Annotated in this window: 13 protein-coding genes and 1 pseudogene; 11 read left to right on the forward strand and 3 right to left on the reverse strand. The window is 60.6% G+C overall.

Going from position 1 to position 14,400, the window contains the following annotated elements; genetic code table 11:
- Positions 1-31 precede the first annotated feature (31 nt).
- A complete protein-coding gene (locus tag ACY4LX_RS03070; protein WP_149659120.1) occupies positions 32-1,042 on the forward strand; it encodes a class 1 fructose-bisphosphatase in 1,011 nt (336 codons plus the stop codon).
- Positions 1,043-1,045: 3 nt separating this feature from the next.
- Complete coding sequence (locus ACY4LX_RS03075; RefSeq protein ID WP_463259141.1) at positions 1,046-1,648, forward strand: DUF924 family protein; 603 nt, start codon at positions 1,046-1,048, stop codon at positions 1,646-1,648.
- A 125-nt stretch (positions 1,649-1,773) separates the two neighbouring features.
- On the opposite strand, the gene ACY4LX_RS03080 is transcribed toward ACY4LX_RS03075, so the two are convergent.
- Both ACY4LX_RS03080 and ACY4LX_RS03085 read right to left on the reverse strand, forming a co-directional pair.
- A complete protein-coding gene (locus tag ACY4LX_RS03080) occupies positions 1,774-2,538 on the reverse strand; it encodes a methyl-accepting chemotaxis protein (RefSeq protein ID WP_371927683.1) in 765 nt (254 codons plus the stop codon).
- A 93-nt stretch (positions 2,539-2,631) separates the two neighbouring features.
- A pseudogene (locus ACY4LX_RS03085) lies at positions 2,632-3,666 on the reverse strand (HAMP domain-containing protein); the annotation flags it as partial.
- Positions 3,667-3,951: 285 nt separating this feature from the next.
- Here ACY4LX_RS03085 and ACY4LX_RS03090 point away from each other — a divergent pair.
- A complete protein-coding gene (locus ACY4LX_RS03090) occupies positions 3,952-4,206 on the forward strand; it encodes an outer membrane protein assembly factor BamE (RefSeq protein WP_149659123.1) in 255 nt (84 codons plus the stop codon).
- A gap of 31 nt (positions 4,207-4,237) precedes the next feature.
- Positions 4,238-4,807: a lipocalin family protein gene (locus tag ACY4LX_RS03095; protein ID WP_149659124.1), complete on the forward strand. Its 570-nt coding sequence runs from the start codon at positions 4,238-4,240 to the stop codon at positions 4,805-4,807.
- A 53-nt stretch (positions 4,808-4,860) separates the two neighbouring features.
- Here ACY4LX_RS03095 and ACY4LX_RS03100 read toward each other — a convergent pair whose 3' ends face one another.
- Entirely contained in the window at positions 4,861-6,225 is a 1,365-nt protein-coding gene (locus ACY4LX_RS03100) for a formimidoylglutamate deiminase (RefSeq protein ID WP_463259142.1), read from the reverse strand.
- Between the two features lie 305 nt (positions 6,226-6,530).
- On the opposite strand from ACY4LX_RS03100, the gene hutC reads away from it, so the two are divergent.
- The 7 genes from hutC (at position 6,531) to ACY4LX_RS03135 (ending at position 14,391) form a co-directional block, all read left to right on the forward strand.
- Positions 6,531-7,241, forward strand: a complete 711-nt coding sequence (gene hutC, locus ACY4LX_RS03105) for a histidine utilization repressor (RefSeq protein WP_154505298.1) — start codon at positions 6,531-6,533, stop codon at positions 7,239-7,241.
- The gene (locus ACY4LX_RS03110) at positions 7,238-7,807 is read left to right on the forward strand and encodes a HutD/Ves family protein (protein ID WP_463259143.1); all 570 of its coding nucleotides are present in this window, start codon (positions 7,238-7,240) and stop codon (positions 7,805-7,807) included. Before hutC ends, ACY4LX_RS03110 begins: the two co-directional genes overlap by 4 nt.
- A gap of 469 nt (positions 7,808-8,276) precedes the next feature.
- Positions 8,277-9,974 carry a urocanate hydratase gene (hutU, locus tag ACY4LX_RS03115; protein WP_149659128.1) on the forward strand — a complete coding sequence of 566 codons (1,698 nt, stop codon included), beginning with the start codon at positions 8,277-8,279 and terminating at the stop codon, positions 9,972-9,974.
- 156 nt (positions 9,975-10,130) lie between these two features.
- Positions 10,131-11,603, forward strand: a complete 1,473-nt coding sequence (locus tag ACY4LX_RS03120; protein WP_463259144.1) for a purine-cytosine permease family protein — start codon at positions 10,131-10,133, stop codon at positions 11,601-11,603.
- A 70-nt stretch (positions 11,604-11,673) separates the two neighbouring features.
- Entirely contained in the window at positions 11,674-12,642 is a 969-nt protein-coding gene (locus ACY4LX_RS03125) for an ABC transporter substrate-binding protein (RefSeq protein WP_149659130.1), read from the forward strand.
- Between the two features lie 70 nt (positions 12,643-12,712).
- A complete protein-coding gene (locus ACY4LX_RS03130) occupies positions 12,713-13,564 on the forward strand; it encodes an ABC transporter permease (RefSeq protein WP_133837848.1) in 852 nt (283 codons plus the stop codon).
- On the forward strand, positions 13,561-14,391 hold the full coding sequence (locus ACY4LX_RS03135) for a quaternary amine ABC transporter ATP-binding protein (protein WP_054054680.1): 831 nt from the start codon (positions 13,561-13,563) through the stop codon (positions 14,389-14,391). Before ACY4LX_RS03130 ends, ACY4LX_RS03135 begins: the two co-directional genes overlap by 4 nt.
- The last annotated feature ends 9 nt before the right edge of the window (positions 14,392-14,400 follow it).

Genomic DNA, 14,400 nt, shown 5'->3' on the forward strand with positions numbered 1-14,400 from the left:
TTTTTAGCCCCCCATTCCACCGGAGCCTTCCATGTCCCGCGTTACCCTGAGTCGCTATTTGATTGAGCAGACCCGTAGCAATAACACCCCTGCCGATCTGCGTTTCCTGATCGAAGTGGTGGCGCGTGCTTGCAAAGAGATCAGCCACGCCGTGTCCAAAGGCGCCCTCGGTGGTGTTCTGGGCAGCATGGGCACTGAAAACGTCCAAGGCGAAGTGCAGAAGAAGCTCGACGTGATCTCCAACGAGATCCTGCTCGAAGCCAACGAATGGGGCGGTCACCTGGCCGGCATGGCGTCCGAAGAAATGGACAATGCCTACCAGATCCCGGGCAAATACCCGAAAGGCGCGTACCTGCTGGTTTTCGACCCGCTGGACGGTTCGTCGAACATCGACATCAACGCCCCGGTCGGCACCATCTTCTCGGTGCTGCGTTGCCCGAACGAATACCTGAGCCAGAACGAAGCGCTGAACGAAAAAGCCTTCCTGCAACCAGGTACCGAGCAAGTTGCCGCCGGTTATGCCATCTACGGCCCGCAAACCATGCTGGTACTGACTCTGGGCGACGGCGTGAAGGGCTTCACCCTGGACCGCGAAATGGGCAGCTTCGTGCTGACCCACGAAGACATCCAGATTCCGGAATCCACTCAGGAATTCGCGATCAACTCGTCTAACCAGCGTCACTGGGAAGCGCCGGTTCAACGCTACGTCAGCGAATTGCTGGCCGGCGATGAAGGCCCGCTGAAAAAGAACTACAACATGCGCTGGGTGGCCGCGATGGTTGCCGATGTGCACCGCATCCTGACCCGTGGTGGCCTGTTCATGTACCCACGTGACAGCCGCGAGCCCTCCAAGCCGGGCAAACTGCGTTTGATGTACGAAGCCAACCCGATGTCGTTCCTGGTCGAACAGGCCGGTGGCGCGTCCACCGATGGCCACCAGCGCATTCTCGACATCAAGCCCGATGGCCTGCACCAGCGCGTAGCGGTGTTCCTCGGCTCGAAAGAAGAAGTCGCCCGCGTCACGGCTTACCACAAGGAATAAACCATGACCGCGCCCTGGCAGCCGTTGCTCGAATGGTGGTTCGGAACCCTCGAATCCCCCAACGACATAGCGGCTGACAGAGGCAAGTTGTGGTTCGGCAAGCGCGACAGCCAGGACCGCGAAGCGCGCGAGCGTTTCGGGGACTGGGTCGAGCAGGCACTGGCCGGCGGTTTGACCGACTGGGCGCAACGCCCCGAAGGTTGGCTGGCCTTGGTGCTGCTCCTCGACCAACTCCCGCGAATGATCTTTCGCGACACCCCCAAATCCTTCTCCGGTGACCTCCGGGCCCAAGCCCTGGTGGCGCAAGGTATTGCTGCGGATTTTGATCGGCAGTTACGACCGATCCAGCGGGTATTCATCTACCTGGTGTTTGAGCATTGCGAGAATTTGGCGGTGCAGAATGAGGCGGTTTCGCGGTTTATCGCGTTGGTTGATGCACAGCCAGAAGCGGATCGCGCGGTGTTCGCCGATAACCTGGACTATGCCGAGCGGCATCAGAAGGTGATTGCGCGGTTTGGACGGTTTCCCCATCGCAATGCGGTGTTGGGGCGCGAGTCTACGGCTGAGGAGATTGAGTTTCTTTCGGGGCCTGGGTCCAGGTTCTGATTCTTTGTTGTGGCTGATGCCGTCTTCGCGGGCAAGCCTCGCTCCTACAGGTGGCGCGCTGTTCAAAATGCAGCGCTGATCCTGTAGGAGCGAGGCTTGCCCGCGAAGGGGCCCGCAAGAATGATCTAGATCCTGAAACTACCCACCAACTGCTTCAACCGCGCCGCCTGCTGTTCAAGGTCCGAGCACGCACGCAACGTCGCCTGCAAGTTCTCCACCCCTTCCTGATTCAGCGTGTTGATTTCGGTGATGTCGACGTTGATCGACTCCACCACGGCGGTCTGTTCTTCGGTGGCGGTGGCGACGGATTGGTTCATGCCGTCGATTTCGCCGATGCGCTGGGTCACGCTGCCCAGGCGTTCGCCGGCCTGGTTGGCGATGCCGACGCTGCTTTCGCTCTGGCGCTGGCTGTCGGTCATGGTGCTGACCGCTTCCCGGGCGCCGACTTGCAGTTCTTCGATCATCTTCTGCACTTGCTGCGCCGAATCCTGGGTGCGGTGGGCAAGGTTGCGCACTTCGTCGGCCACGACCGCGAAACCGCGTCCGGCTTCACCGGCGCGGGCGGCTTCGATGGCGGCGTTCAGTGCCAACAGGTTGGTTTGCTGGGAGATGCTGGTGATCACTTCCAGAATCTGCCCGATGTTCACCGTGTTGCTGTTGAGCGTCTCAATGTTGCCGCACGAATCGCTGATCTTCGCCGACAGCTGCTGCATCGCGGCGATGGTTTTATCCACCACTTGCTGACCGTCTTCGGCCAGGGCACGGGCGTCGCTCGAATGCTGGGAGGCGAGGGCGGCGTTCTGCGCAATCTCCTGGGCGGCGGCCCCCAGTTCGTTGATCGCCGCGGCGACGCTGCTGGTGCGCGAGGCTTGCTGGTCGGAGTTGAACATCGACGAGTTCGACGCCGCCACTACGCGCAGGGCGACTTCGTTGACCTGGCCGGTGGCCGAGGCCACTTCGCGGATCGAGGTGTGGATCCGCTCCACAAAACGGTTGAACGAGGTACCCAGGGCGCCGAATTCATCGTGGCCGTGGATGGTCAGGCGTTTGGTCAGATCGCCTTCACCCTCGGCGATGTCATGCATCGCGCGGCCCATGGTCAGCAGCGGTTGCATCAGGAAGCTGATCAGCATGCCCAGCAGCGCGATGATGATCACCACGGCGATGACCATGGCGATGATCGCCGAGGTGCGGAATTCGCTGAGCATTGCGAACGCGGTGTCCTGATCCAGCACCAGTGCCACGTACCAATCCGCCGACGGCACGCCGTTGACGTGGGTGAAGGAGATGAACTGCGACTTGCCGTCGACCTCGACTTCTTTCATGCCCGGGCTGACCCGTGGCGCACCGTTCGGGTAGGCCTCGGCCAGGGTTTTGAGCACCAGTTTGCTGTCCGGGTGGATCAGGATCTTGCCGTCGGCGCTGACGATAAAGGCATGGCCGTGACCGCCAAAGTTCAGCGAGTTGATGATCGCGCTGACGCTGGACAGATCAATGTCCGCGCCGGCGACGCCGATCATCTTGTTCTCGTGCTGCACCGGCGTGGCGACGGTGATCACCAGTTTGCCCGACGACGCGGCGATGTAGGGTTCGGTAACGATGGTTTGCCGCGCGCTGTCGGCCGCCTTGTACCAGCCACGGGCGCGAGGGTCGTAGTCGGCGGCACGGTTGCCCGCCGGGATCGAGGTCATCACGCCTTCGGTGCTGCCGAAGTAGCTCAACTGGAAGTTGCCGGTGTAGGCCGGCAGGTCGATGGCGCGTTTCAGGCTGGCCGGGGCGCTGCCGTCCACGGCGATCTGTTGCGACAGCGATTGCAGCAACTGGATGCGCGCTTCCAGCCAGGTCTGGATGTTGCTGGTGGTCAGGCTACCGAGTTCCTGCATCGAGGATTCGGTACTGCTGCGCAGGGTCTGGCGCTGGCGGTAGTCGTTGAAGAGGATGAAACAGGCGAATGCAACGGCCACTACGAGGGCGGCAGCCAACAAAATCTTGTGGCTGAACTTCATGTTTCTGGTCATTAGGTGAACTACCGCAAAAGGGCTGGTCAACGAGGGAGCGGCAATTTGCCACAGTAGCGGGCTTTGCGCTGCCTCTATTTCGACTGACCAACGCCAAAGATTAGGCGTTATTCAGCGAAAACCGACGAATTGCCCAACGGCGCGAGAAAGTCGCTGATTTATCGGCGAAAGGCAGACGAGCGGCCCAACAAATAGCCGGGCAGTCGGGGAACCAGATGGGGGTTTTCTCTTCTAAGCTTCAGCTTGGCAGCCATGCCATTCCCCCTTCGCCCCAGGAGCTACACCATGTCGCTGCGATCTTTCGCCTTGCTCTCGTTCTGCGTGTTGTTGGTCGCGTGCAGCAAGGTCAATCAAGAGAACTACTCCAAGCTGTCGGCCGGCATGCCCAAGGCCGAGGTTGAAACCTTGTTGGGCAAACCCGCCGATTGCTCGGGCGCGCTTGGGATGTCCAGTTGCACCTGGGGCGACAAAAACAGCTTTATCAGCGTGCAGTACGCCGGTGACAAAGTGCTGATGTTTTCTGGCCAAGGCCTGAAGTAAACCGGGGCTACGCGCCCGCGGGAGAAAAACAATGAAGCGGTTATTGATAGTACTTTTTGCCGGCCTGGTATTGGCCGGCTGCGCCTCTTCTGGCGTAGATCCGTTGGCACCCAAGACAGCCAATAGCGTCAATCTCAAGAAATACCAGGGGACCTGGTACGAGTTGGCCCGGCTGCCGATGTATTTCCAGCGCAATTGCGCGCAATCCGAAGCGCATTACACGCTCTTGCCTGACGGTAATGTGGCGGTGCTCAACCGCTGCCTGACCCCGGATTGGCAGTGGGAAGAAGCCAAAGGCACGGCCTGGCCGCAGGTGCCGGGCAAGACCGACAAACTGTGGGTCCAGTTCGATAACTGGTTTTCGCGTTTGATTCCGGGTGTGGCGAAGGGCGAATACTGGGTGCTGTACGTCAGCGACGACTACAAGACCGCTATTGTTGGCGACCCGAGCCGCAAGTACCTGTGGTTGCTGTCGCGGACCCCGACCGTCAACGGTGTGGTGCGTGAAGAACTGCTGAGCAAGGCGCGGCAGCAGGGTTACGACACGACGCGGCTGATCTGGCGAGCGTCGGATACGAAGATGGCCAAGACCTCGAACTGATCACTCGGCTACTGATCGTTCCCACGCTCTGCGTGGGAATGATCGGTCAGGGATTATCCGAGAAGATCGCGCAGGACCTGGGTGAACGCGCGGCTGCTTTCTTCTTCGCCGGCATGACGCCCATCCCGCACAACCCACTGGCCGTTGACCAGCACATCGCGCACCTGGCGATCACCGCCGGCGAACAGCCAGCGATTCAGAATCCCGTCGCCACTGGCTGTCGCCAGGTACGGATCGTTGCCGTCGAGCACCAGCCAATCCGCACGCTTGCCGACTTCCAGTGCGCCGATCGGCTGCCCCAGCGCCTGAGCACCGCCATCCAGCGCCGCGTCGTACAGCGTGCGGCCGACCATCGGCTGATCCGCGCCATACAAGCGATTGCGCCGCTGATCCCGCAACCGCTGGCCGTATTCCAGCCAACGCAATTCTTCCACCACGCTCAACGACACATGGCTGTCGGAACCGATGCCCATGCGCCCGCCCTGGGCGAGGAAGTCCACCGCCGGGAAAATTCCGTCGCCGAGGTTGGCCTCGGTGGTCAGGCACAGGCCGGCGATGGCGCGACTCTTGGCCATCAGCGTGACTTCTTCCGGGTTGGCGTGGGTCGCGTGGACCAGGCACCAGCGCTGATCGACTTCGGTGTTTTCGTACAGCCATTGCAGTGGGCGACGACCGCTCCAGCTCAGGCAGTCATCGACTTCCTTCTGCTGTTCGGCGATGTGAATGTGCACCGGGCACTGCTTGTCGCTGGCGGCCAGCACGTCGCTGATCTGCTGCGGTGTGACGGCGCGTAACGAGTGGAAACACAGCCCCAGCGACTGCGCCGGTTGCTGCGCCAGGATCGGCTGCAAGCGCGACTGAAGCGTGAGGTAGTTTTCGGTGCTGTTGATAAACCGGCGCTGACCGTCGTTCGGGGCCTGGCCGCCGAAACCGGAATGGCTGTAGAGCACCGGCAGCAAGGTCAAACCGATGCCGGCCGAGCTGGCGGCCTGGCTGATGCGCAACGCCAGTTCGGCGGGGTCGGCGTAAGGCTGGCCATTGGTGTCGTGGTGCACGTAATGAAATTCCGCGACCGAGGTGTAACCGGCCTTGAGCATTTCGATGTACAGCTGACGGGCGATGAGGCCGAGTTGGTCGGGGCTGATTTTTCCGACGAGGCGATACATCAGATCGCGCCAGGTCCAGAAACTGTCGTTCGGATTACCCGCCACTTCGGCCAATCCGGCCATCGCCCGTTGGAAGGCGTGGGAGTGCAGATTGGGCATCCCCGGCAGCAGCGGACCGCTTAGCCGTTCGGCGCCATCTGCATTGGAATCGGCCTGGATATGGGTCAATACGCCGTCGGCGCTGACCTCAAGACGTACATTGTTGGCCCATCCACTAGGCAGCAGCGCGCGTTCGGCAAAGAAGGCGGACATGGTTCAGCACCCCATCGTGTGTTATTTGTATATACATATACAGACGTTTGCCTGCTCGGTAAACTCCGGCAAGCTATGTGGCTCGTGTGGTCAGTTCGTCAGTTCAAGTTCGGATGCCGGAAATTCAGAGCCAAGGCGCTGCGACGAGTCATAGCTGGCTATGGCGAGGAGCAGCAACGCAGGATCTGGATTTCCGGCGCCGAACTTGACTGACAGAACTGACCACACGAGCCACATTACCCTCACCAAACGAACAAGGATTAACCGTGCCGACTCCGCCTGCAGTGTCACCGTTGGCCGCGAACATGGGCGACAGTCCGGCGCCCTTGTACGCCCGCGTCAAACAGATGATCACCCAGCAAATCGACAGTGGAAACTGGCCACCGCACTACCGCGTTCCGTCGGAAAGCGAGCTGGTCAGCCAACTGGGTTTCAGCCGCATGACCATCAACCGCGCCCTGCGCGAGATGACCGCCGACGGCCTGCTGGTGCGCATGCAAGGTGTCGGCACCTTCGTCGCCGAGCCGAAAAGCCAGTCCGCGCTGTTTGAAGTGCACAACATCGCCGATGAAATCGCCTCCCGCGGCCATCGTCACACTTGTAAGGTCATCACCCTCGAAGAAGAGGCCGCCGGTTCCGAGCGCGCGTTGGCCCTGGACATGCGTGAAGGGCAACGGGTGTTCCACTCGCTGATCGTGCATTTCGAGAACGATATCCCGGTGCAAATCGAAGACCGTTTCGTCAACGCGCTGGTCGCCCCGGATTACCTCAAGCAGGACTTCACCCTGCAAACGCCTTACGCCTATTTGAACCAGGTTGCGCCGCTGACCGAAGGCGAGCACGTGGTCGAGGCGATTCTGGCCGAGGCGTCCGAGTGCAAGTTGCTACAGATTGAAAAGGGCGAGCCGTGCCTGCTGATCCGCCGCCGCACCTGGTCCGGCCGCCAGCCCGTGACCGCCGCCCGTTTGATCCACCCCGGTTCCCGTCATCGTCTGGAAGGTCGGTTCCATAAATGAGTGAGATGAAAGTTTTACGCGCCAAAGATTACCCGCGCATGCCGTGGAAAAACGGCGGCGGCAGCACGGAAGAAATCACCCGCGATGCGGGTACCGGCCTTGATGGTTTCGGCTGGCGCCTGTCGATTGCCGATATTGGTGAGTCGGGCGGCTTCTCGACATTCGCCGGCTACGAGCGGGTGATTACCGTGCTGCAAGGCGACGGCATGACCCTGCGCGTTGACGGCCAGGACACACGGCCGTTGTTACCGCTGGACCCGTTTGCCTTCAGCGGCGAGAGTCAGGTGTCGTGCACCTTGCTCGGCGGACCGATTCGCGATTTCAACCTGATTTATGCGCCGCAACGCTATAGCGCGCGGTTGCAGTGGCTGGAGGGCGAGCAGCGGTTTTTCAGTTCGGCGGGGACTGTGCTGGTGTTCAGTGTCACCGAGGCGTTAGAAGTGAAAGTCGGTAACAGCGACGCACAACTGGGGTGCCATGATTGCCTGCAACTCGACCGCAATACCGGCCTGCTCGAAGTCTGCGTCAGCGGCCAATGCTGCGTGATCGAACTGACCGCACGCTGATCCAGAATCCCTTTCGCGGGCAAGCCTCGCTCCTACAGGATTGTGGTCGTTCGCATCATGTGTGAACGCCACAATCCTGTAGGAGCGAGGCTCGCCCGCGAAGCTTTTTCAGGGTCCACGACGCGTTTCCCACAGCGCACCACTTTGTTACCGAACGCCCCAGCGTGGCGCAAAACCACGCTCAAGTAACAGCCGCCACGCCCACGCAAAATCCCCGCGAAAAATTTCATCTTCCGCAAAACCCTTGATCTACAAGCTTTCCAGCCCTCCAGAAACTTTTCTTGAATGCCCATCCAACAAGTTGGCCGCTTGATTGCATATGCTTGTATGTACAAGTAAAGACGTATGCGTATGAGTCGACCGAGACTCCTCGCAGCGTCCACTGATTCGCTTGTGGCGCTGTGACGCGCACAGGCTGGCTTGCCCACCGCCAGGGTTGGTTTGAATTGATCGCTGAGGAGTCTTTTTCGTGACTGACAATAAATCTACGACCGCTTCTTTCACAAAGCATCGTGACGTCGAAATCCGCGCTGCCCGCGGTAACAAGCTGACCGCCAAGAGCTGGCTGACTGAAGCGCCGCTGCGCATGTTGATGAACAACCTCGACCCGGAAGTCGCCGAGAACCCTAAAGAACTGGTGGTTTACGGTGGTATCGGGCGTGCGGCGCGTAACTGGGAGTGCTACGACAAAATCGTCGAAAGCCTGACCAACCTGAACGACGACGAGACCCTGCTGGTGCAATCCGGCAAGCCGGTCGGCGTGTTCAAGACCCACACCAATGCACCGCGCGTGCTGATCGCCAACTCCAACCTGGTGCCGCACTGGGCGAGTTGGGAACACTTCAACGAACTCGACGCCAAAGGCCTGGCCATGTACGGCCAGATGACCGCCGGCAGCTGGATCTACATCGGCAGCCAGGGCATCGTCCAGGGCACCTACGAAACCTTCGTCGAAGCCGGTCGCCAACACTACAACGATGACCTGAAAGGTCGTTGGGTCCTGACCGCCGGCCTCGGCGGCATGGGTGGCGCTCAGCCTCTGGCTGCTACCTTGGCCGGCGCCTGCTCGCTGAACATCGAATGCCAGCAGGTCAGCATCGATTTCCGCCTCAACAGCCGTTACGTCGACGAGCAAGCCAAAGACCTCGACGACGCCCTGGCCCGCATCGAGAAATACACCAAAGAAGGCAAGGCGATCTCCATCGCCCTGCTGGGCAACGCGGCGGAAATCCTGCCGGAACTGGTCAAGCGCGGCGTGCGCCCGGACATGGTCACCGACCAGACCAGCGCCCACGACCCGCTCAACGGTTACCTGCCAGCCGGCTGGACCTGGGAAGAGTACCGCGCTCGCGCCAAGACCGAGCCAGCCGCTGTCGTCAAAGCCGCCAAGCAATCCATGGCCGTGCACGTCAGAGCGATGCTCGACTTCCAGAAAATGGGCATTCCGACCTTCGACTACGGCAACAACATCCGTCAGATGGCCCAGGAAGAAGGCGTCGAGAACGCCTTCGACTTCCCAGGCTTCGTACCGGCGTACATCCGTCCGCTGTTCTGCCGTGGCATCGGTCCATTCCGTTGGGCTGCACTGTCGGGTAACGCTGAAGACATCTACAAAACCGACGCCAAGGTCAAAGAACTGATCCCGGACGACGCCCACCTGCACAACTGGTTGGACATGGCCCGCGAGCGCATCAGCTTCCAGGGTCTGCCGGCACGTATCTGCTGGGTTGGCCTGGGCCTGCGTGCCAAGCTTGGCCTGGCGTTCAACGAAATGGTGCGTAGCGGTGAATTGTCCGCACCAATCGTGATCGGTCGCGACCACCTGGACTCCGGTTCGGTAGCCAGCCCGAACCGCGAAACCGAGTCGATGCAGGACGGTTCCGACGCTGTGTCCGACTGGCCACTGCTCAACGCTCTGCTGAACACCGCGAGCGGCGCGACCTGGGTTTCCCTGCACCACGGCGGCGGCGTCGGCATGGGCTTCTCCCAGCACTCGGGCATGGTGATTGTCTGCGACGGTACCGACGAAGCGGCCGAGCGTATTGCTCGCGTGCTGCACAACGACCCGGCGACCGGCGTGATGCGTCACGCCGATGCGGGTTACCAGATCGCGATCGACTGCGCCAAGGAACAGGGCCTGAATTTGCCGATGATTACCGGCAAATGATGGAACGGGCCGCCTGTGATGGGTGGCCCAACGCAAAATCTGTAGGAGCGAGGCTTGCCCGCGAAGGCGTCTTTTCTGACACACCGGGGTTCGCGGGCAAGCCTCGCTCCTACAGGGATTCCACTAACACCGACAACAATCCACAGAGGTTGAATCATGGCTGTTAACACCGATCGTGCAAGCAACAAACCGTTGATCGAGAAACGCTCGATCGACTACATCCCGGAAGCGGAAAGACACGGTCGTCTGTTAAGCCAGTTCACCCTGTGGATGGGTGCCAACCTGCAAATCACCGCGATTGTCACCGGGGCCCTGGCCGTGGTGCTGGGCGGTGACGTGTTCTGGTCGTTGATCGGTTTGCTGATCGGCCAATTGCTCGGCGGCGGTGTGATGGCGTTGCATGCGGCGCAAGGACCGAAGCTTGGCCTGCCGCAGATGATCTCCAGCCGGGTGCAGTTTGGCGTGTATGGCGCCGCGATTCCGATCGTGCTGGTGTGCTTGATGTACCTCGGTTTCACCGCAACCGGAACCGTGCTGTCCGGCCAGGCGCTGGGCCAGTTGTTTGGCGTCAGCGACAGCGTCGGCATTCTTCTCTTCGCCAGTGTCATCGTGCTGGTCACGGTACTCGGTTATCGAGTGATCCATTGGATCGGCCGTATTGCCAGTGTCATTGGTGTGATTGCTTTTGTTTATCTGTTCAGCCGTCTGATGAGCCAGGTTGATGTTGGCGCACTGTTGCAAATCCGCCACTTCAGCTGGAGCAGTTTCTTGCTCGCGGTATCGCTCGCGGCGTCCTGGCAGATCGCCTTCGGCCCTTATGTGGCTGACTACTCTCGCTACCTGCCGAGCACGACGTCCTCGGTGAAAACCTTTTTCGCCGCAGGCGCAGGTTCGGTCATTGGTGCGCAGGTTGCGATGGTCCTCGGTGTGTTCGCTGCCGCATCGGCCAACGGCCAATTCGCCGGCCACGAAGTCGCCTACATCGTGGGCCTGGGCGGTACCGGTGCCACCGCGGCGCTGCTGTATTTCAGCATCGCGTTTGGCAAGGTCACCATCTCCACGCTGAACTCCTACGGCAGCTTCATGTGCATTGCGACGATCATCAGCGGCTTCCGTGGTGATCTGAAAGTATCGCGCTTGCAGCGTCTAGTGTTCGTGCTGGTGATCGTCGGTGCCGCGACCCTGATGGCGTTGCTCGGTCAGCACTCGTTCCTCGGTGCGTTCAAGTCCTTCATCCTGTTCCTGCTCGCGTTCTTTACGCCCTGGAGCGCGATCAACCTGGTGGACTACTACTGCATCACCCGCGAGCGCTATGACGTACCGGCGCTGGCCGATCCGAACGGTCGCTACGGCCGCTGGAACGTCCTGGGTATCAGCGTCTATGTCTTCGGTGTGCTGGTGCAATTGCCGTTCATCTCCACCAAGTTCTACACCGGTCCGCTGGTCGCGGCCCTGGGTGATGTGGATATTTCCTGGATCATCGGCCTGGTGATTCCCGCCGCGCTGTATTACGTGTGCGCGAAAAAATGGCACAGCGCAGTACCTGATCACCTGATTCTGCCAGTCGAGCAGAACAGCGATGCAGCACCTATAAAAAGCGGGGCCGGTCGCGCTGCGGCGCAGGCCTGATGGGATGTGGACAGGGCTTGGATGCCTCTTGACTGCCGTAAGCCAACTCATGATTAGGAGCGTCACTACAATGAAATCGAACAAGACCCTGCTGACCACATTGCTTTCCATGGGCCTGCTCGCCAGCGCCGGCGCCACCCAGGCTGCCGGTTGGTGCGAATCGGGCAAACCGGTGAAATTCGCCGGCCTGAACTGGGAAAGCGCCATGCTGCTGACCGACGTGCTGCAAGTCGTGTTGGAGAAAGGCTACGACTGCAAGACCGACAGCCTGCCGGGCAACTCCATCACCATGGAAAACGCCCTGAGCAGCAACGACATCCAGGTGTTCGCCGAAGAGTGGGTGGGCCGCAGCGAGGTCTGGAACAAGGCCGAGAAGGCCGGCAAAGTCGTCGGTGTCGGCGCTCCAGTGGTGGGCGCAGTCGAAGGCTGGTACGTGCCGCGCTACGTGATCGAAGGCGACGCCAAGCGCAAGCTGGAACCCAAGGCACCGGACCTGAAAAACATTGCTGATCTGGCCAAGTACGCCTCGGTGTTCAAGGATCAGGAAGAGCCAGCCAAGGGCCGTTTCTACAACTGCCCGGCCGGCTGGACCTGTGAACTCGACAACAGCGAAATGCTGAAAAGTTATGGCCTGGAAAGCACCTACACCAACTTCCGCCCAGGCACCGGCCCGGCGCTGGATGCGGCCGTGCTGTCGAGCTACAAGCGTGGTGAGCCGATCCTGTTCTACTACTGGTCGCCAACCCCGCTGATGGGCCAGGTGGACCTGGTCAAACTCGAAGAGAAGCCAGGCGTCGACAAGCGCGTGACCATCAAAGTCGGCCTGTCCAAGGTGTTCCACGAGCAGGCCCCGGAACTGGTGGCCGTGCTGGAAAAGGTCAACCTGCCAATCGACCTGCTGAACCAGAACCTGGGGCGCATGACCAAAGAGCGGATCGAATCGCCAAAACTGGCCAAGATCTTCTTGAAGGAACATCCTGAAGTCTGGCACGCATGGGTGAGCGACGACGCAGCCAAGAAAATCGACGCGGCCTTGTAGGTTGAGCCTCTCCGACTGCTGGCGACGGCAGTCGGACGCTTGATCGCAACCCCTTGATTGAGAGTCTCTTATGTTTCCCGAAAGCTTTACCTTTTCCATCGCCGACTGGGTCAACAGTTGGGTCGATTCGCTGGTCACCAACTACGGCGACGTGTTCCGGCACATCTCCGACACCCTGTTGTGGGCCATCGTCAATCTTGAAGGCATGCTGCGTGCGGCGCCGTGGTGGCTGATGCTGCTCATCGTGGCGGGCGTGGCCTGGCACGCGACCCGTAAAGTCGTGACCACGGCGGTGATCGTCGGCCTGCTGTTCCTGGTCGGCGCGGTCGGCCTCTGGGACAAGCTGATGCAAACCCTGGCGCTGATGATGGTGGCGACGATCATTTCGGTGCTGATCGGCATTCCCCTGGGCATTCTCTCGGCGCGCAGCAATCGCCTGCGTTCGGTGCTGATGCCGCTGCTGGACATCATGCAGACCATGCCGAGTTTCGTGTACCTGATCCCGGTGCTGATGCTGTTCGGCCTGGGCAAGGTCCCGGCGATTTTCGCCACGGTGATCTACGCCGCGCCGCCGCTGATTCGTCTGACTGACCTGGGCATTCGTCAGGTCGACGGCGAAGTGATGGAAGCGATCAACGCCTTCGGTGCCAACCGCTGGCAGCAACTGTTTGGCGTGCAACTGCCGCTGGCCCTGCCGAGCATCATGGCCGGGATTAACCAGACCACCATGATGGCCCTGTCGATGGTGGTGATTGCCTCGATGATCGGTGCCCGTGGCCTGGGCGAAGACGTGTTGGTGGGGATTCAGACCCTCAACGTCGGACGTGGCCTCGAAGCCGGTCTGGCGATCGTGATTCTGGCAGTGGTGATCGACCGCATTACGCAAGCATATGGTCGGCCACGGCATGAGGTGAGCAAATGAACGACGCAACCGTGAGCAAAATCGAAGTCAAAAACGTCTTCAAGATTTTCGGCAACCGCTCCAAGGAAGCCCTGGGCATGATTGGCCAGGGCAAGACCAAGGATCAGGTGCTGGCCGAAACCGGCTGCGTGGTCGGCGTGAATGATTTGTCGTTGAGCATCGGCACCGGCGAGATCTTCGTGATCATGGGCCTGTCCGGTTCCGGCAAATCGACGTTGGTGCGTCACTTCAATCGCCTGATCGATCCGACTAGCGGCGCGATCCTGGTGGACGGCGTGGACATCCTGCAATACGACATGGAAGCCCTGCGCCAATTCCGTCGCCACAAGATCAGCATGGTGTTCCAGAGCTTCGGCCTGCTGCCGCACAAGACCGTGGTCGACAACGTCGCCTACGGCCTGAAAGTGCGCGGCGAGAGCAAGCAAATGTGCTCCGAGCGCGCGCTGCACTGGATCAACACCGTGGGCCTCAAAGGCTACGAAAACAAATACCCGCACCAGCTCTCAGGTGGCATGCGCCAACGTGTGGGCCTGGCCCGCGCCCTGGCGGCAGACACCGACATCATCTTGATGGACGAAGCGTTCAGCGCCCTCGACCCGCTGATCCGCGCCGAGATGCAGGACCAGTTGCTGGAACTGCAAAAGACCCTGCACAAGACCATCGTCTTCATCACCCACGACCTCGACGAGGCCGTGCGCATCGGTAATCGCATTGCGATTCTCAAGGATGGCCGGTTGATTCAGGTCGGCACGCCGCGAGAGATCCTGCATTCGCCGGCGGATGAGTATGTCGACCGCTTCGTGCAGCGGCGGGCGGCGGTGGTTTAACAGTCGATC

Source organism: Pseudomonas sp. Emmai (genome assembly GCF_055179735.1).